Source organism: Streptomyces sp. NPDC037401 (assembly GCF_055602345.1).
On the sequence record NZ_JBVJWO010000012.1, the window covers coordinates 201,673 to 218,975 of the forward strand.

The window sequence follows — 17,303 nt, forward strand, 5'->3', positions numbered from 1 at the left end:
CGGTGCGGCCCGGGACCGGGGCAGGGGCGCACCGGTCCCGGGCCGTACGGTCAGCCCACCGGTACGGGCTCGCGGACCGCCGCGACCAGGGAGCGCATCACGCGCGTGTCCGTCCCGCGCTCCGGGTGCCACTGGACGCCCAGCACCCACTGCTCGCCGGGGAGCTCGACGGCCTCGACCGTCCCGTCCGTGGCCCACGCGGAGACGACCAGCCCCTCGCCGAGCCGGTCCACGGCCTGGTGGTGGTACGTCGGCACGTCGGTCTCCTCGGGGGCCAGCGTCCCGTACCGGGTGTCCGGCACCGGCCGGACCCGGTGCAGGGACATCACGCCCGGGGCCTCGGCGTGCCCGTCGATGTGCTGGACGAGGGTGCCGCCCAGAGCGACGTTCAGCACCTGCATGCCCCGGCAGATGCCCAGCAGGGGGATGGCGCCGTGGTCCAGGGCGGCCCGGACCAGGGCCAGCTCCCAGGCGTCCCGCTCGGCCGCCGGCGACCCCGTACGGGGGTCGCGGGCCGCGCCGTACCGGGCCGGCTCCACGTCCGGGCCGCCGGCGATGACCAGGCCGTCCAGCCGGGCCACCACCCCGGCCGCCACCTCCGGGTCGTCGGGCGGCAGCAGCACGGCCGTGCCGCCGGACGCCTGGACGTACTCGTGGTACCCGGAGGGTGCGAGGGCCGCCGGGATGTCCCAGGGGCCGTAGCGGGTGGATTCCTCCAGGTAGGTGGTGATGCCGATGAGCGGCCTGGGCACGGCGGGAACCTCCGGGGTGACGGTGTACGGGAACGGGCGGTACGGGATCAGTCGCGGGCGAGCTCGGCCTCGGCCGCCGCCAGGGCCGCGAACTCTTCCTCGGGCGCGCCTGCCACCAGCCGGTGCCGACTGTAGAACGCGAAGTAGGCGAGTGCGACGGCGTACACGGCGAGTGCGATGAATGCGGCGTCCTTGTCCACCAGGAAGGTGGCGACGAGCGCCGACAGGGCCAGGACGAACGCCGCCGACGAGGTCAGGATGCCGCCCGGGGTGCGGTACGGACGCGCCAGTCCGGGCTCGCGCCGCCGCAGCACGATGTGCGAGAGCGCCATCAGTGCGTACGAGATCGTCGCCCCGAAGACGGCGATGTTGAGCATCCGGGCGCCGTTGCCGGTGACGGCGGCGAGCGTGAAGGCGATCGCGCCGGGGATCAGCAGGCCCAGGTACGGGGCCTTGCGGCTGCTGGTCAGGGACAGGAACCGGGGCAGGTAGCCCGCCCGGGACAGGGCGAACAGCTGGCGGGAGCCGGCGTAGATGAGCGAGAAGAACGAGGCCACGAGCCCGGCCAGGCCGGCGTAGTTGACGAACCGGCTCAGCCCGGTCGGGCCGCCGTCCCCTTCGAGGGCCACGACCAGCGGGTTGCCGGCCGACTTGACGGCGTCCGCGCCCTGGGCGCCGGTCGCCGCGAGGAAGGTCAGCACCGCGAGCAGCACGAGGACGCCCATCGACCAGGACAGGGCCCGCGGCATCGAGCGCACCGGGTCCGTGGCCTCCTCGGCGGCCAGCGGCACGCCCTCGACGCCGAGGAAGAACCACATGGCGAAGGGGAACGCCGCCCAGATGCCGAGCACCCCGAACGGCAGCCAGGAACCGGCCCCTGCGGCGGAGGGGTCGACCGGGATGTCGTTCAGGCCGGAGGCGTCGAACTCCGTGAACGCCCCCACCGCGAAGATCAGCAGCGCGGCGACGGCTATGGCCGTCACGACGAGGCTGAAGCGCAGTGCCTCGCCGACGCCCCACAGGTGGATCCCGATGAAGATCACGAAGCAGGCCAGGTAGACGGGCCAGCCGGAGGTCAGGCCGAACAGCTTGAGGGACTCGACGTAGTCGCCGATGAAGATGACGATCGCCGCCGGGGCGAGGACGTATTCGATGAGGATGGCGGTGCCGGTCAGGAAGCCGCCCCAGGGTCCGAGCGCGCGCCGGGCGAAGCCGTAGCCGCCGCCCGCCGTCGGCAGGATCGCGGAGAGCTCGGCGAGGGAGAAGACGAGGCAGGCGTACATGGCGCCCATGAGCACGGTGGCGATGGCCAGGCCGCCGAAGCCGCCCTTCTCCAGGCCGAGGTTCCAGCCCGAGAAGTCGCCCGATACGACGTAGGCGACGCCGAGGCCGGTGAGCAGCAGCCAGCCGGCGCTGCCCCGGCGCAGGGTGCGGCGTTCCAGATAGGCCGCGTCGGACTCCGGTGGTGCGGAAGGCGATGCGGGTGCGGATACGGATGCGGATGCGGGGGCCGGCACGGGTGCCGTGCCTGCTGCGGTCGTGGCGTTCTCGGCGTTCTCGGCGTAGTCCGCCATGTGCGCTCCTGCCTCGGGACTGCCCAGGGGATGCCCGGGGTCGCGGGGGGAGACCGAAGACCCGGGCAATGGTTTAGGCGCACACCTTTGCGGTCGGATCCGGCCATGCGCAAGCCCCCTGCGTTAAACGGCTGTTACGGACGCCTCACGCGAGGAAGCCGCGCAGCAGCGCCGCCGTGCCGCAGCAGTGCTCGCGCATCACCTCGCGGGCCGCGTCGGGATCGCGCTCCAGCACCGCCTCGACCAGCACCGCGTGCTGCTGCTGGGAGTGCTCCAGGTTGCGCACCAGCAGCGGGATGCAGTCCAGCAGGTCGTTGACGGTCGCCCGGACGGCCGCGTACTGCGCCGTGAGGGTGGCGGAGCCGGAGAGTTCGGCGAGGGTCAGGTGCAGCAGGGTGTCGCGGCGGCGGTAGTCGGACAGCGGGGCGTCGTGCGTGGCCTGGAGCGCGTCGCGCAGCCGGTCCGCGTCCGGCCCGGTCAGCCCCTGGGCCGCGCAGAGCCCGGCCGCGCCGACCTCCAGCACCTCGCGGAAGCGCAGTGCGTCCTCGATGTCCACGCCCGCGACCCGCCGGCGCAGCTCGGCCTCGGCGCCGCCGGCCGGGGTGTCGGGGCGCGGCAGGACGAACGTTCCGCCGTACCGGCCGCGCCTGCTCTCCACCAGGCCCTGGTCCTGGAGTACCTTCAGCACCTCCCGGAGGGTGACGCGGCTGATTCCCATGCGTTCGGCCAGTTCGCGTTCCGGGGGGAGCCGTTCGCCGCCGGGCACCAGTCCGAGCCGGACCACCTGGAGGATCTGCTCCAGCGCCTCTTCGAAACCGTTGCCCGCGCGCACCTGTCGCAGGACGGGATTCAGCCGGTCCGTGCCCCCGCCGTTCACGCTTTCGCTCACCACGTCGGATTTCCCTCTTCCCAAGCAATGGTTGTTCCCCATACCTTATGGCTTCTCGGCGCACCGAAGGAGAAGATCCCGTGGTAGACCGCACACCGCCGCTCGGTACGGAGGAGCTCCGCTCCCTCGTCGCGAGCGGCGAGATCGACACAGTCGTCCTGGCTTTCCCCGACATGCAGGGGCGGCTCCAGGGCAAGCGGTTCGCCGCACAGTTCTTCCTCGACGACGTCCTCGCCCACGGCACGGAGGGCTGCAACTACCTGCTCGCCGTCGACGCCGACATGAACACCGTCGACGGGTACGAGATGTCCTCCTGGGACCGGGGGTACGGCGACTTCGCCATGCACCCCGACCTGTCCACCCTGCGCCGCGTGCCGTGGAACGACGGCACCGCCATGGTCATGGCCGACCTGGCCTGGAACGACGGCACACCGGTGGTCGCCGCGCCCCGCCAGATCCTGCGGCGCCAGCTGGAGCGCCTCGCCGAGCACGGCTACACCGCCCAGGTCGGCACCGAGCTCGAGTTCATCGTCTTCAAGGACACCTACGAGCAGGCCTGGGACGCCGGCTACCGCGGCCTGACCCCGGCCAACCAGTACAACGCCGACTACTCCGTGCTCGCCACCGGGCGGGTCGAGCCGCTGCTGCGGCGGATCCGCAACGAGATGGCGGCCGCCGGGCTCACCGTGGAGTCGGCCAAGGGCGAGTGCAACCTCGGCCAGCACGAGATCGTCTTCCGCTACGACGAGGCCCTCGTCACCTGCGACCAGCACTCCGTCTACAAGACCGGTGCCAAGGAGATCGCCTCCCAGGAAGGCGTCTCGCTCACCTTCATGGCCAAGTACGACGCGCGCGAGGGCAACTCCTGCCACATCCACCTCTCTCTCGCCGACGCCGAGGGCCGCAACGCCATGGCGGGCGAGGGACCGGAACCGCATGCCATGTCACCGGTCATGCGGCACTTCCTCGCCGGACAGCTGGCCGCCCTGCGCGAGTTCTCCCTTCTCTACGCCCCGAACATCAACTCGTACAAGCGTTTCCGGCCGGGATCCTTCGCCCCCACGGCCGTCGCCTGGGGAGCCGACAACCGCACCTGTGCCCTGCGCGTGGTCGGCCACGGCCGCTCGACGCGCTTCGAGAACCGCCTCCCCGGCGGCGACGTCAACCCGTACCTCGCCGTCGCCGGACTCGTCGCGGCCGGGCTGTACGGCATCGAGAACCGGCTGGAGCTGCCCGAGCCCTGCGCGGGCAACGCCTACACCGGCGACTACGAGCACGTCCCCGGCTCGCTCCGGGAGGCGGCCGAACTCTGGGAGAACAGCGCCATCGCCAAGGCGGCGTTCGGCCCCGAGGTGGTGGCCCACTACCGCAACATGGCCCGCGTCGAGCTCGACGCCTTCGACTCCGCGGTGACCGACTGGGAACTGCGCCGCTCCTTCGAACGCATGTGAGGCATCAGGTGTCACCCGAGCAAGGGCATGAGCCCACCGAACTGACCGTGCTCAACCCGGCCACCGAGGAGGTCGTCGCCACCGTCCCCGCCGCCGGCCGCGCCGACGTGGACGCCGCCGTCGCACGCGCCGCCGCGGCCCAGCGGCTCTGGGCCGCGGCCGCCCCCGCCGACCGGGCACGGCTGCTGCGCCGCTTCGCCGACGCCGTCGACGGGCACCTGGAGGAACTGGCCCTGCTGGAGGTCCGCGAGGCAGGCCACACCCTCGGCAACGCCCGCTGGGAGGCGGGCAACGTCCGCGACCTGCTGGAGTTCTCCGCGGGGGGAGTGGAGCGGCTCTCCGGCCGCCAGATCCCGGTGCCCGGCGGCCTCGACGTCACCTTCCTCGAACCCCTCGGCGTCATCGGCGTGATCGCCCCGTGGAACTTCCCGATGCCCATCGCCGCCTGGGGCACCGCCCCCGCCCTCGCCGCGGGCAACGCCGTCATCCTCAAGCCCGCCGAGACCACCCCGCTCACCGCACTGCGCCTCGCCGCCCTCGCCCTGGAGGCAGGGCTGCCCGAGCACCTCTTCCAGGTCCTCCCGGGCACCGGGCCGGTCGCCGGCGACGCCCTGGTCGAGCACCCGGGCGTCGCGAAGATCGTCTTCACCGGTTCCACCCGGGTCGGTAAGCAGATCATGGCCAAGTGCGCGGACCGGGTGAAGCGGGTCACCCTCGAACTCGGCGGCAAGAGCCCCAACATCGTCTTCGCCGACGCGGACGTCGAGGCGGCGGCGGCCGCCGCCCCGATGGCCTTCCTCGACAACACCGGCCAGGACTGCTGCGCCCGCACCCGGATCCTCGTCCAGCGGTCCGTGTACGACCGCTTCCTGGAGCTGGTCGAGCCGGCGCTCAAGGAGGTCGTGGTCGGGGACCCCGCCGACGAGAACACCCAGATGGGCCCGCTGATCTCCCGGGCGCAACGGGACCGCGTACGGTCATATGTCACCGATGACCTTGCAGTGGTACGCGGCAGTGCCCCCGACGGCCCCGGCTTCTGGTACCCGCCGACGCTGGTGACCGGCGCCGACCCCGCCGCACCCGTCGCCGCGGAGGAGGTCTTCGGCCCCGTCGCCGTCCTCCTGCCCTTCGAGGACGAGGAGGAGGCCGTACGGCTGGCCAACGCCACCGAGTACGGGCTCTCCGGCTCCCTCTGGACCCGCGACGTCGGCCGCGCCCTGCGGGTCTCGCGCGCCGTCGCCGCCGGCAACCTCTCCGTCAACTCCCACAGCAGCGTCCGCTACTGGACCCCCTTCGGCGGCTTCAAGCAGTCCGGCCTCGGCCGCGAACTGGGCCCCGACGCCCTCACCGCATTCACCGAAACCAAGAACGTCTTCATCAGCACGGAGGCCTAGCACCCATGAGCACCGAAGCAACCGCCGAGACCGTCTGCCGCCGCCTGGTCGGCCGTACCGCCGTCATCACCGGTGCCGGCAGCGGCATCGGCCTGGCCACCGCGCGCCGCCTCGCCTCCGAGGGCGCCAACGTCGTCTGCGGCGACATCGACGAGACCGCGGGCAAGGCCGCGGCCGAGGAGGTCGGCGGCACCTTCGTCAAGGTCGACGTCACCTCGCCCGACGAGGTCGAGAACCTCTTCAAGGTCGCCTTCGACACCTACGGCTCCGTCGACATCGCCTTCAACAACGCCGGCATCTCCCCGCCCGACGACGACTCGATCCTCACCACCGGCCTGGAGGCCTGGAAGCGCGTCCAGGACGTCAACCTCACCTCCGTCTACCTGTGCTGCAAGGCCGCCCTGCCCTACATGCAGCGCCAGGGCCGCGGCTCCATCATCAACACCGCGTCCTTCGTGGCGATCATGGGCGCCGCCACCTCCCAGATCTCCTACACCGCCTCCAAGGGCGGCGTGCTCGCCATGTCCCGCGAACTCGGCGTGCAGTTCGCCCGCGAGGGCATCCGCGTCAACGCCCTGTGCCCCGGGCCCGTGAACACCCCGCTGCTCCAGGAGCTCTTCGCGAAGGACCCCGAGCGCGCGGCCCGCCGCCTCGTCCACATCCCCCTCGGCCGCTTCGCCGAGCCGACCGAGATCGCCGCCGCCGTCGCCTTCCTCGCCAGCGACGACTCCTCCTTCATCAACGCCACCGACTTCCTCGTCGACGGCGGGATCTCCGGCGCGTACGTCACGCCCCTGTAGGCCGCCGCTCGTCGCCTCCACCCCGCAGGCCACCGCCACCCCCACAGGACAGCCGGGCGTCTCCCCACGACGCCCGGCTGTCCGCTTGCCGAAGCGCCGGCCAGACCGGCAAGTCCCCCGACAGGTCCCCCGGCACGTCCCCCGGCCAGTCAGCCGAGAAGGAGCACGATGCACGCTCAGCGCACGTCCCCCGCGTCCCCCCGGTGGCCCGCCGCCCTCGCCCTCGTCGCGGCGACCACCGCCGGGCTCCTCACCGCGCCCCCCGCCCAGGCCGCCCGCCCCGCCGACACCTGCGCCACCACCCCCCGGCTCTCCGGCGGCTGGTACGGAGACAACCGCGCCCGGCTCCAGCAGCTGATCGACACCTACGGCCGCTGCACCCCCCACCGGCCCGCCCGCCCCCGGCCCGTCGCGGTCTTCGACTGGGACAACACCGTCGTCAAGAACGACGTCGGCGACGCCACGCTGTTCTGGATGCTGCGCAACGGCCGGATCCGGCGGCCCGCCGGCGGCGACTGGACCGCCACCAGCCGCCACCTCACCGCGCCCGCCGCCCAAGCCCTCGCCGCCGCCTGCGACCCGCTCGCCCGGCCCGGCGCCCCGCTGCCCACCGGCACCCCCGCCGGCGCCCCCTGCGCCGACGAGATCGCCGCCGTCTACGGCACCGGCGCCACCCGCACCGGCGCCCCGGCCTTCGCCGGCTGGAACCGCCGCACCACCGAACCCGGCTACGCCTGGCTCGCCCAGCTCCTGCACGGCTGGACCGCCCGCCAGATACGGGGCTTCGCCGCCGCCGCGCGCACCGAGAACCTCACCGCGCCCGTCGGCGCGAAGCAGCGGGTCGGCAGCGGCTCCGTCACCGGCTGGGTGCGCTACTACGACCAGCAGAAGGACCTCGTACGAGCCCTGCACGAGGCCGGGTTCGACGTGTGGATCAGCTCCGCCTCCCCGCAACCCGTGGTCGAGGTGTGGGCCGAGGGCGCCGGCATCCGCGCCGACCGCGTCATGGGCATCCGCAACGTCACCTCGTACCGCGGCACGTACACCTCGCGCCTGCGCGGCTGCGGCACCGTGCGCGACGGCCGGGACACGGTGATCACGTACATCGACGGCAAGCGCTGCTGGATCAACCAGGAGGTCTACGGCCTGCGCGGCGCGGCCGCCGAGCGGGTCCAGCCGCCCGCCCGCCGCCCGGTGTTCGCCGCGGGCGACTCCGACACCGACGTGTCGTTCCTGCGCGACGCGACCGCCCTGCGGCTCGTCGTCAACCGCAACAAGAACGAGCTGATGTGCCGGGCGTACGACAACGGCGACGGCCGCTGGATCGTCAACCCGATGTTCATCGAGCCGAAGCCGCGCAAGACCGCGCCGTACCCCTGCGCCACCACCGGCTACACCGGCGCCGACGGCACCCCGGGCCCGGTGCGCCGCGGGGACGGCAGCACCGTCCCCGACCAGCACGACACCGTCTTCTGACCGCCGCCCCGGCCTCCCGGGGCCTTCCGTCAGGCCGTGCCTAGAGGAAGGTGCGGCCCTCGCCCCGGTAGGTCGGGACCGTCTCCGTGACCCGGTCCCCCTCCACCAGGTGCAGCGCGTCGAACCGCTCGCACAGCTCGCCCGCCTTCGCGTGGCGGAACCACACCCGGTCGCCGATCAGCAGGTCGTCGGCCGGGGACCCCAGGAGCGGGGTCTGCACCTCGCCCGCCCCCTCCTGCGGGTCGTACCGCAGCCCCTGCGGCAGGTACGGCACCGGCAGCCGGTCCGCGCCCGCGGCCCCGGAGGCCGGGTAGCCGCCCCCGAGCACCGTCACCACCCCCACCCCGGGACGCCGCACCACCGGCTGCGCGAACAGCGCCGCCGGGCGGCCCCGGAACGAGGTGTAGTTGTCGAACAGCCGCGGCACGTACAGCCCCGACCCGGCGGCGATCTCCGTCACCGCGTCCTCCGCCGCCGTGTGCTGCACGCTCCCCGTCCCGCCGCCGTTGACGAACTCCAGCGAGCCCACGGCCGCCCGCACGGCCCGGACCGTCTCCGCCCGCCGGGCCGCCAGCTCCCGCCGGGCGGCCGCCTGCATCACACGGATCGCCCGGGAACGCAGCGGACGCCCGGCGACCGCGTCGCCGACCCCCGCCACGTGCCCCTCGTACGCCATCAGCCCCACCACCCGGAAGCCGGGCCGCCGGTCCACCGCGCGCGCCAGCTCGGCCACCCGCTCCGGCTCGCGCAGCGGCGAGCGGCGCGCGCCCACCCGGACCCGCCCGCCCAGCAGGTGCAGCGCGGTGTCCAGCTCCAGGCAGACGCGGACCTCCTCCTGCCCGCCCGCCCGAGCCCCGTCGATCAGCTCCAGCTGCGCAGGGTCGTCCACCATCACCGTCACCGCGGCGGCGAGCTTGGGATCGGCGGCGAGCTCGGCGAAGGACGCGCGGTCGGCGGACGGATAGGCGAGCAGGACGTCGTCGAACCCCGACCGGGCCAGCCAGAGCGACTCCGCCAGCGTGTACGACATGATCCCCGCGAAGCCCTCGCGCGCCAGGACCCGCTCCAGCAGGGCCCGGCACCGCACGGACTTGCTCGCGACCCGGACCGGCTTGCCGCCGGCCCGCCGCACCAGGTCGTCGGCATTGGCGTCGAACGCCTCCAGGTCGACGATCGCGAGCGGAGCGTCGAGATGGGCGGTGGCCCGGTCGTAACGGGCCCGGTCGGCGGCGGGGGTAGTCATGCGCGCAGCGTGCCAGATCCCGCTACCCGTGGGTAGAGGCGTACGGCCCCGGCCCGCCGCCCGGCCCTGCCGTCCCGGGCCCCAGCCGCGGGGGGAGGCGCGGCCCCGGCCCGGCCCCGTAAAGTACGCGGCGTACACGCGCGGTACGGAACGGGGGCGGATGCGCATGACGGTCGGTCAGGACACACCCGCGCCACCGACGCCTCCCCGGCCCCCCGCGCCGCACTCGCCCGCACCTGCGCCCGCGACGGCCGCCGCACCCCGCCCGCGCGGCCCCCGCCTCGCCGCCGCCGCGTGCTGGATCCTCGGCAGCGGACTCGTCGTCGGTGCCGTGGGCGCCGTCGGCGGCACCTGGGCCGCCCGCAAGGCGCACGAGCTGCCCGCCGACCGGGCCGCCTACACCCGCGCCGCGTCCCTCTGGCGCGACCAGCCCGTCGACACCCTCTTCCCGCCCCTCCTCCAGGGCGACGGCGCCGGACCCGGCAGCGCCGACCGCAGGTGGACCCGGACCGCCGTGGCCCCCGACGACCGCTGCGCCCCGCTCGGCGCCGTCTGGTCCGCCGCCCTCACGCCCGTCGGCTGCACCCGGCTGCTGCGCGCCACCTACACCGACGCCACCCGCAGCTCCGTCGTCAGCGTCGGCATGGTCTTCACCCCCGCCGCCGCCCCGGCCATGACCGCCCTGCGCACCGGATTCGAACCGACCGCACCCCCGCCCGCCGCCTACGGCATCGCCGACCGGCAGCGCGCGAGCTGGGCCGTGTCCGTGCTCCCCGACGCACCCGTCGTCGTCTACGCCGTGTCCGGCTTCGCCGACGGCCGTGCGGTGGACCGCCCGCGCCCCGCCGCCTCGGCCACCGCACCCAAGGACACCAGCCCCGCCGCCCAGGCCGGCCTCGGCCACGAGGCCCAGGCCGTCGCCGACCGCGTCGAGCGCTCCCTGCGCCGGATCGCGGCGGCCGGCCCCGCCCCGGCCCCGGGGGCCGCCCGGTGACCCGCGCCCGCCGCTGCCTGTCGTTCGCCCTCGTCCTCGGCCTCGCCACCTCCGCCACGGCCGCCGCCGGCGCCGCACCCGCCGCCGCCGACGGCATCCGCGACCGCCAGTGGGCGCTGGCCGCCCTGCACGCGTACGAGGCGTGGCAGACCACCGACGGCGCCGGCGTCACCGTCGCCGTGCTCGACACCGGAGTCGACCCCACCCACCCCGACCTGCGCGGCCGGGTACTGGACGGCAAGGACATGGTCGGCTTCGGCGCCGGCCGCGGAGACCGGGCCTGGGCCCGGCACGGCACCGCCATGGCCGGGATCATCGCCGGCCGCGGCCACGGCCCGGGCCGCGGCAAGGGCGTACTCGGCATCGCCCCCGGGGCCCGGATCCTCCCCGTCCGCGTGATCCTGGAGGAGGGCGACCCCGGCCGGGCCAAGGCCCGCAAGGACAAGGGCGGCGCACTCGCCCAGGGCATCCGCTGGGCCGCCGACCACGGCGCCGACGTGATCAACCTCTCCCTCGGCGACGACAGCGAGTCCGCCCACCACGAGGCGGCCGAGGACGAGGCCATCCAGTACGCCCTGGGCAAGGGCATCGCCGTCGTCGCCTCCGCGGGCAACGGCGGACAGCAGGGCGACCGCGTCTCCTATCCCGCCGCCTACCCGGGGGTGATCGCCGTCACGGCCGTGGACCGCCGGGACACCAAGGCCCCCTTCTCCACCCGGCACTGGTACGCGACCGTCAGCGCCCCCGGCGTCGACATCGTCATCGCCGACCCCGACCGCAGCTACTACGAAGGCTGGGGCACCAGCGCCGCGGCCGCCTTCGTCTCCGGCGCGGTGGCGCTCGTACGCGCCGCCCACTCGCGACTGTCGCCCGCGCAGATCAAGACGCTGCTCGCGGACACCGCCCGGGACGCCCCCGCGGGCGGCCGCGACGACGCCCGCGGCCACGGCCTGGTCGACCCGGCGGCTGCGCTCGCCGCGGCCGCCCGGCTGAGCCCCGAGCAGCCGCTGCCCGCACCGGCCGGGTACCCGCGCCGGTACTTCGGGCCCGGGCCGCAGCCGGCGCGGCCGCCGCAGGAGAGCGTCGGGCTGCCCGCCCTCGCGGCGGGCGGCGCGGGAGTCGCCCTGCTCGCGGCCGGCCTCGCGCTCGGCCGACGGGGCCGCGGCGGCCAAGAGGGCCGAGAGGGCCGAGAGGGCCAAGAGGGCCGAGAGGGCCGAGAGGGCCAAGAGGGCGGAGAGGGCCGGGAGGGCGACGGCGGCCAAGAGCGCCGGCGGTACGCAGCGGAGCGGGCGGGCGCCGTCGGCGGCGGGGCCGACGGGCAGGGGACTGGGGGAACCGGGTGGGGATAGGGGATAGGGTCGGGTGATTGTGGCGCAGAAGAACATTCCCGACCCCGGTTTCTCCGACGACGACGGCTCCGCCGACCCCCGGCTGAGCGCGGCTCTCGCCGCGTGGGCCGCGGACAGGTCCGCCGAGCCCGACGTCCTCGCCGCCCTCAAGGACGCACGGCTGTTGGTCCCCGTCGTCGCCGTGCTCGGCGAGGTCGAGGAGGACCCGGAGACCGGGCTGCGGCGCGAGAAGACCAGCGACATGGCCGTGCCGACGCTCACGGCCGGCGGCCGGCGCGCGCTGCCCGCCTTCACGTCCACGGCCTCGCTGGCCCGGTGGGACCCGGCCGCGCGCCCCGTGGCCGTACCCCTGCACCAGGCGCTGGCCGCCGCCGCCCACGAGAAGGCCGACACGGTCGTCCTCGACCTGGCCGGCCCGGTGCCGTACCAGCTGACCGGCCCGGCCCTGCTGGCGCTCGCCGAGGGCCGCACCTCCACCGACCCGCTCGCCGACCCCGCCGTCACGGCGGCCGTACGGGCGGCCGCGGCCGCGGAGCCCGCCGTCCTGCGGGCCCACCTGGGACCGGGCGGGCCGGACGCGGACGGCGTCCTCGCCATCGTGCTCGCGGACGGTACGGACGCCCCGGCCGCCGCCCGCCGCGTGGCCGGTGCGCTGGCCGCGGACGAGACCCTGCGGGCCCGGCTGGTGCGGGGCCTGAACCTGGCGCTGCTCCCGGCGGGTGCGCCCGCGCCCCCCGGCGAGCCGCTGTTCGCCCGCTGACCGCGGGCGCCGGAGACGTGAAAGGGCCCCGGGGTGCACGCACCCCGGGGCCCTTTCCGTGTGTGCAGGATCACCGCGAGCGGATCACCCGTCGGCGGGGATCAGGCGAAGACCGGACCCGTGAACTTCTCGCCCGGCCCCTGGCCCGGCTCGTCCGGGACGATCGACGCTTCGCGGAAGGCCAGCTGGAGGGACTTCAGGCCGTCGCGCAGCGGAGCCGCGTGGAAGGAGCTGATCTCGGTCGCGCTCGCCGTGACCAGGCCGGCCAGCGCCGTGATGAGCTTGCGGGCCTCGTCGAGGTCCTTGTGCTCCGAGTCCGGCTTGTCCAGGCCCAGGTTGACCGCGGCGGCGCTCAGCAGGTGCACGGCCACCGTGGTGATCACCTCGACCGCGGGCACGTCCGCGATGTCGCGGGTCATGGCGTCGTAGTCGGGGGCGTCCGGGGCCTGCTCGGCCGCGGGGGCGGTGGGGGGCGTCGCGTCAGTCATGCCTCACACGATAAGCCGGGCGGGCGGAACCGGACGAAGCGGCCCGGGGCCGCCTGGTTAGCGCCGCCGCCGCCGTGCTGCTAACCTTGTGTGACGACCGGCCGGAGACTCACGTCCCCGGCCCACAAGTGGAGGCTCCGTTCTCCCACCTGACCGTCCTCCGGGACGGCGGGTCACCGGTCAGGCGGCATCCATCGTTCCGTACGGACGATGGAACGCGGCCCGATTTTGCGCCCCGCGCGGTACATGCGGCGGTGTTCCGGTTTTCATGGAGCTCCCGCCTGTGTTCCGTCGGGGCATTTTTCATGTTCCCACGCGGTTGGTCTGATGACACAGACGTCAAGCGGCTGTCCTCCAGGCAGCCGTTGGTGCAACCGAGGAGGATCCATCAGCACCGAGCCCCGCATCAACGACCGGATTCGCGTTCCCGAGGTGCGACTTGTCGGTCCGAGCGGCGAGCAGGTCGGGATTGTTCCGCTTGCCAAGGCGCTCGAGCTTGCGCAGGAGTACGACCTGGACCTGGTCGAGGTCGCGGCCTCTGCACGGCCCCCGGTCTGCAAGCTCATGGACTACGGCAAGTTCAAGTACGAGTCGGCCATGAAGGCCCGTGAGGCGCGCAAGAACCAGGCGCACACGGTCATCAAGGAGATGAAGCTCCGGCCGAAGATCGACCCGCACGACTACGACACCAAGAAGGGTCACGTCGTCCGGTTCCTCAAGCAGGGCGACAAGGTCAAGATCACGATCATGTTCCGTGGTCGCGAGCAGTCCCGGCCGGAGCTCGGCTACCGACTGCTGCAGCGTCTGGCGGAGGACGTCCAGGACCTCGGTTTCGTCGAGTCGAACCCGAAGCAGGACGGCCGAAACATGATCATGGTCCTCGGTCCGCACAAGAAGAAGACCGAGGCGATGGCCGAAGCCCGCGAGGCGCAGGCGGCCCGCAAGGCCGAGCGCACGGGCCAGCCCGCCACCACGGACGCTTCCGTCGAGAACGCGGACGCCGACGTGGACGCGGCTGCTGCTGAGGAACCCGCCGAGGCCTGATTCCGGAGCAGCCTGCCCCGGATCAACCGACACAACTGACGCTCCCGGTCACCGGTCCAGCCCGGACCGGCGGGAGCGCCACCGACGAGGAGACAACGGCGCCATGCCGAAGAACAAGACGCACAGCGGTTCCAAGAAGCGCTTCAAGATCACCGGCTCCGGCAAGGTGCTCCGTGAGCGCGCCGGCAAGCGCCACCTGCTCGAGCACAAGTCGTCCAAGCTGACGCGTCGCCTCACCGGCAACGCCGAGATGGCCCCGGGCGACGCCGCGAAGATCAAGAAGCTTCTCGGCAAGTGACGTCCTTCCGCTCCCCTGCCGGGAGCGGTGACGTCGAGACCGGGACCCATTCGAATTTCGGGCCGTGTGAAGACAACCACGGCCCCGCTACAAGGAGTTAACAAGTGGCACGCGTCAAGCGGGCAGTAAACGCCCACAAGAAGCGCCGGGCGATCCTCGAGGCGGCCTCCGGCTACCGCGGTCAGCGTTCGCGCCTGTACCGCAAGGCCAAGGAGCAGGTCACCCACTCGCTGGTCTACAACTTCAACGACCGCAAGAAGCGCAAGGGCGACTTCCGTCAGCTGTGGATCCAGCGCATCAACGCCGCTGCCCGCCAGAACGGCATGACGTACAACCGCCTCATCCAGGGTCTGAAGGCCGCCAACATCGAGGTGGACCGCAAGATCCTCGCCGAGCTGGCCGTCAACGACAGCAACGCGTTCGCCGCGCTGGTCGAGGTCGCGCAGAAGGCCCTCCCGGCCGACGTGAACGCCCCGAAGGCCGCTGCCTGATCCAGGCACCGACCTTCTCAGCTCCCCTGAGCTGAAGCCCGGACCCGCAGGCCCAGAGCCTGCGGGTCCGGTGCGTTGAGCACCCCGCTGTACCCGCTGTACGTACGGAAGCGAGCCGCCGAACCATGTCCACCCCCGCCGAGCCGATCTCCCCCCGTTCGCCCCGGGTGGCCGCAGCCAGGCGACTGGCCCGCCGCAACTTCCGCACCAAGGAGCGCCGCTTCATCGCCGAGGGCCCGCAGGCCGTCCGCGAGGCCGTCGAGCACCGCGGGGACGAGGGCGCGACCCTGATCGAGCTGTTCGCGACCGTCGAGGCCGCCGAACGGTACGCCGGCATCGTCGACGCGGCGCGGGCCACGGGCGCCCGGGTCCACTACGCCTCCGACGAGGTGCTCGCCGAGGTCTCCCAGACCGTCACCCCGCAGGGCCTGGTCGGCGTCTGCCGCTTCCTCGACACGTCCTTCGAGGACGTCCTCGCCGCCCGGCCCAAGCTCGTCGCCGTCCTCGCGCACGTGCGCGACCCCGGGAACGCCGGCACCGTGCTGCGCTGCGCCGACGCCGCCGGCGCCGACGCCGTGATCCTCACCGACGCCTCCGTGGACCTGTACAACCCCAAGTCCGTACGCGCCTCCGTGGGCTCCCTCTTCCACCTGCCGGTGGCCGTGGGCGTCCCCGTCGAGCAGGCCGTGGCCGGGCTGCGCGCCGCCGGCGTGCGCATCCTCGCCGCCGACGGAGCGGGCACCGACGACCTGGACGCCGAGCTCGACGCGGGCACCATGGGCGGGCCCACGGCCTGGGTGTTCGGCAACGAGGCCTGGGGTCTGCCGGAGGAGACCCGGGCCCTGGCCGACGCCGTCGTGCGCGTCCCCATCCACGGCAAGGCCGAGAGCCTCAACCTGGCCACCGCGGCCGCGGTGTGCCTGTACGCCTCCGCGCGTGCACAGCGGGCGCCCGGAGGGTGCCGCTCCGTGACCCCCAGCTAGTAATGTGGCGGCCCGGGGGCCCACTGCGCTACTCGGAGATGTGGGGTACGGGGACATGACCGTCGGTACGAACAGCTCGCCGCAGGTGCACGAGCCCGTCGGGGAGCTCGCCGGGGCCGTTCCCGCGCAGCCCGTGCCCGCAGCGGCCACGGCCGCTGCCTTCGCGGCACTGGGCACGGTCGACCCCGACGAGCTCCCCGACGGGCTCGTCGTCGCCGACCACACCGGACACGTCGTCTGCTTCAACCGGGCCGCCGCGCGGATCACGGCCGTCGCTCCCGGCGACGCTCTCGGCGCCCGCATCGAGAGCGCCCTGCCCCTCGAGGACCTCGACGGCCGCCGCTGGTGGGCGCTGACCGACCCGTACGGGGGACTGGCCACCCGCCGCGGCCAGCCCGAGCGCAATCTGCTGCTCCCCGGCGGCCGCGAAGTGCTGGTCTCCGCCCGCTACGTCCGCGACCACCCCACCGGGCCCGTCCGCCGCCTCGTGGTGACCCTGCGCGGCACCGAGGCCCGGCGCCGCACCGAGCGCAGCCACGCCGAGCTGATCGCCACGGTCGCCCACGAGCTCCGCTCGCCCCTGACCTCCGTCAAGGGCTTCACCGCCACCCTGCTGGCCAAGTGGGAGCGGTTCACCGACGACCAGAAGCGCCTGATGCTGGAGACCGTCGACGCCGACGCCAACCGCGTCACCCGCCTGATCGCCGAGCTGCTCGACATCTCCCGGATCGACTCCGGACGCCTCGAGCTGCGCCGACAGCCCGTGGACATCGCCACCGCCGTCGGCCGGCACGTCCAGGCGCTCACGGCGAACGGCCAGGCCCCCGAGCGGTTCCTCGTCCGGATCCGGCGCCCGCTGCCCGACCTGTGGGCCGACCCCGACAAGGTCGACCAGGTCCTCGGCAACCTGCTCGAAAATGCCGTGCGCCACGGCGAGGGAACCGTCACCATCGAGGTGGCACCCGCCTTGATCCAGCACGCAGAGACCCCCGTGAAGGGAACGGCCGTCACCGTGACCGACGAAGGCCCCGGCATCCCCGAGGAATCGATGGGCCGCGTCTTCACCCGCTTCTGGCGGGGGAGCAAGCGCGGCGGCACCGGCCTGGGCCTCTACATCGTCAAGGGCATCGTCGAGGCGCACGGCGGCACCATCACGGTCGGGCGCGGCCCCGGCGGCGGCGCAGAGTTCCGATTTACCCTGCCCGTGGGCGCCCCGGCCTATCTCTCGTAGCCACCGCACGAGAGTCTCGCCAGGCGGCCCACGGGCTCCTTCACCCCGCGCGGCCCGTAGACTCGTCCTTTGGCACCTTTGCGTCC

17 protein-coding genes are annotated in these 17,303 nt (G+C 73.8%); 12 read left to right on the forward strand and 5 right to left on the reverse strand.

Going from position 1 to position 17,303, the window contains the following annotated elements:
* Window positions 1-50: 50 nt before the first annotated feature.
* The 3 genes from ACZ7H1_RS15410 to ACZ7H1_RS15420 form a co-directional block, all read right to left on the reverse strand.
* The gene (locus tag ACZ7H1_RS15410) at window positions 51-752 is read right to left on the reverse strand and encodes a gamma-glutamyl-gamma-aminobutyrate hydrolase family protein (protein WP_470786945.1); all 702 of its coding nucleotides are present in this window, start codon (window positions 750-752) and stop codon (window positions 51-53) included.
* A 47-nt stretch (window positions 753-799) separates the two neighbouring features.
* A complete protein-coding gene (eat, locus tag ACZ7H1_RS15415; protein ID WP_470786947.1) occupies window positions 800-2,326 on the reverse strand; it encodes an ethanolamine permease in 1,527 nt (508 codons plus the stop codon).
* A gap of 145 nt (window positions 2,327-2,471) precedes the next feature.
* Window positions 2,472-3,257, reverse strand: a complete 786-nt coding sequence (locus ACZ7H1_RS15420) for a FadR/GntR family transcriptional regulator (protein ID WP_470786948.1) — start codon at window positions 3,255-3,257, stop codon at window positions 2,472-2,474.
* Between the two features lie 38 nt (window positions 3,258-3,295).
* Here ACZ7H1_RS15420 and ACZ7H1_RS15425 point away from each other — a divergent pair, with 38 nt between their 5' ends.
* The 4 genes from ACZ7H1_RS15425 to ACZ7H1_RS15440 all read left to right on the forward strand — a co-directional run bounded on the left by ACZ7H1_RS15425 (window position 3,296) and on the right by ACZ7H1_RS15440 (window position 8,336).
* Complete coding sequence (locus tag ACZ7H1_RS15425) at window positions 3,296-4,666, forward strand: glutamine synthetase family protein (RefSeq protein ID WP_470786950.1); 1,371 nt, start codon at window positions 3,296-3,298, stop codon at window positions 4,664-4,666.
* 8 nt (window positions 4,667-4,674) lie between these two features.
* Entirely contained in the window at window positions 4,675-6,060 is a 1,386-nt protein-coding gene (locus ACZ7H1_RS15430) for an aldehyde dehydrogenase family protein (protein ID WP_470786952.1), read from the forward strand.
* A gap of 5 nt (window positions 6,061-6,065) precedes the next feature.
* Window positions 6,066-6,860 carry a 3-oxoacyl-ACP reductase gene (locus tag ACZ7H1_RS15435; protein ID WP_470786954.1) on the forward strand — a complete coding sequence of 265 codons (795 nt, stop codon included), beginning with the start codon at window positions 6,066-6,068 and terminating at the stop codon, window positions 6,858-6,860.
* A gap of 168 nt (window positions 6,861-7,028) precedes the next feature.
* Window positions 7,029-8,336: a haloacid dehalogenase-like hydrolase gene (locus tag ACZ7H1_RS15440; RefSeq protein ID WP_470786955.1), complete on the forward strand. Its 1,308-nt coding sequence runs from the start codon at window positions 7,029-7,031 to the stop codon at window positions 8,334-8,336.
* A 40-nt stretch (window positions 8,337-8,376) separates the two neighbouring features.
* Here the strand turns inward: ACZ7H1_RS15440 and ACZ7H1_RS15445 are convergent, their stop codons facing one another.
* Window positions 8,377-9,579 carry an amino acid deaminase/aldolase gene (locus ACZ7H1_RS15445; protein WP_470786957.1) on the reverse strand — a complete coding sequence of 401 codons (1,203 nt, stop codon included), beginning with the start codon at window positions 9,577-9,579 and terminating at the stop codon, window positions 8,377-8,379.
* Between the two features lie 160 nt (window positions 9,580-9,739).
* Between ACZ7H1_RS15445 and ACZ7H1_RS15450 the strand changes: the two genes are divergently transcribed.
* Genes ACZ7H1_RS15450 through ACZ7H1_RS15460 form a run of 3 tightly spaced genes read left to right on the forward strand, consistent with a single transcriptional unit; the run spans window position 9,740 to window position 12,682 of the window.
* Window positions 9,740-10,573, forward strand: coding sequence for a hypothetical protein (locus tag ACZ7H1_RS15450; protein WP_470786959.1), 834 nt, complete (start codon window positions 9,740-9,742; stop codon window positions 10,571-10,573).
* Window positions 10,570-11,922, forward strand: a complete 1,353-nt coding sequence (gene mycP, locus ACZ7H1_RS15455; RefSeq protein ID WP_470786961.1) for a type VII secretion-associated serine protease mycosin — start codon at window positions 10,570-10,572, stop codon at window positions 11,920-11,922. The genes ACZ7H1_RS15450 and mycP overlap by 4 nt, the downstream gene beginning before the upstream one ends.
* 19 nt (window positions 11,923-11,941) lie before the next feature.
* Window positions 11,942-12,682: an SseB family protein gene (locus ACZ7H1_RS15460; protein WP_470787006.1), complete on the forward strand. Its 741-nt coding sequence runs from the start codon at window positions 11,942-11,944 to the stop codon at window positions 12,680-12,682.
* Between the two features lie 101 nt (window positions 12,683-12,783).
* Here ACZ7H1_RS15460 and ACZ7H1_RS15465 read toward each other — a convergent pair whose 3' ends face one another.
* Complete coding sequence (locus ACZ7H1_RS15465) at window positions 12,784-13,170, reverse strand: DUF1844 domain-containing protein (protein ID WP_470786962.1); 387 nt, start codon at window positions 13,168-13,170, stop codon at window positions 12,784-12,786.
* 327 nt (window positions 13,171-13,497) lie between these two features.
* Here ACZ7H1_RS15465 and infC point away from each other — a divergent pair, with 327 nt between their 5' ends.
* The 5 genes from infC to ACZ7H1_RS15490 all read left to right on the forward strand — a co-directional run bounded on the left by infC (window position 13,498) and on the right by ACZ7H1_RS15490 (window position 17,217).
* Window positions 13,498-14,214, forward strand: a complete 717-nt coding sequence (gene infC, locus ACZ7H1_RS15470; RefSeq protein WP_470786963.1) for a translation initiation factor IF-3 — start codon at window positions 13,498-13,500, stop codon at window positions 14,212-14,214.
* Between the two features lie 103 nt (window positions 14,215-14,317).
* Complete coding sequence (gene rpmI, locus ACZ7H1_RS15475) at window positions 14,318-14,512, forward strand: 50S ribosomal protein L35 (RefSeq protein WP_030192941.1); 195 nt, start codon at window positions 14,318-14,320, stop codon at window positions 14,510-14,512.
* 104 nt (window positions 14,513-14,616) lie between these two features.
* Entirely contained in the window at window positions 14,617-15,003 is a 387-nt protein-coding gene (gene rplT / locus ACZ7H1_RS15480; protein ID WP_365049664.1) for a 50S ribosomal protein L20, read from the forward strand.
* Window positions 15,004-15,128: 125 nt separating this feature from the next.
* Complete coding sequence (locus ACZ7H1_RS15485) at window positions 15,129-15,986, forward strand: TrmH family RNA methyltransferase (protein ID WP_470786966.1); 858 nt, start codon at window positions 15,129-15,131, stop codon at window positions 15,984-15,986.
* A gap of 55 nt (window positions 15,987-16,041) precedes the next feature.
* A complete protein-coding gene (locus ACZ7H1_RS15490) occupies window positions 16,042-17,217 on the forward strand; it encodes a sensor histidine kinase (protein ID WP_470786968.1) in 1,176 nt (391 codons plus the stop codon).
* The last annotated feature ends 86 nt before the right edge of the window (window positions 17,218-17,303 follow it).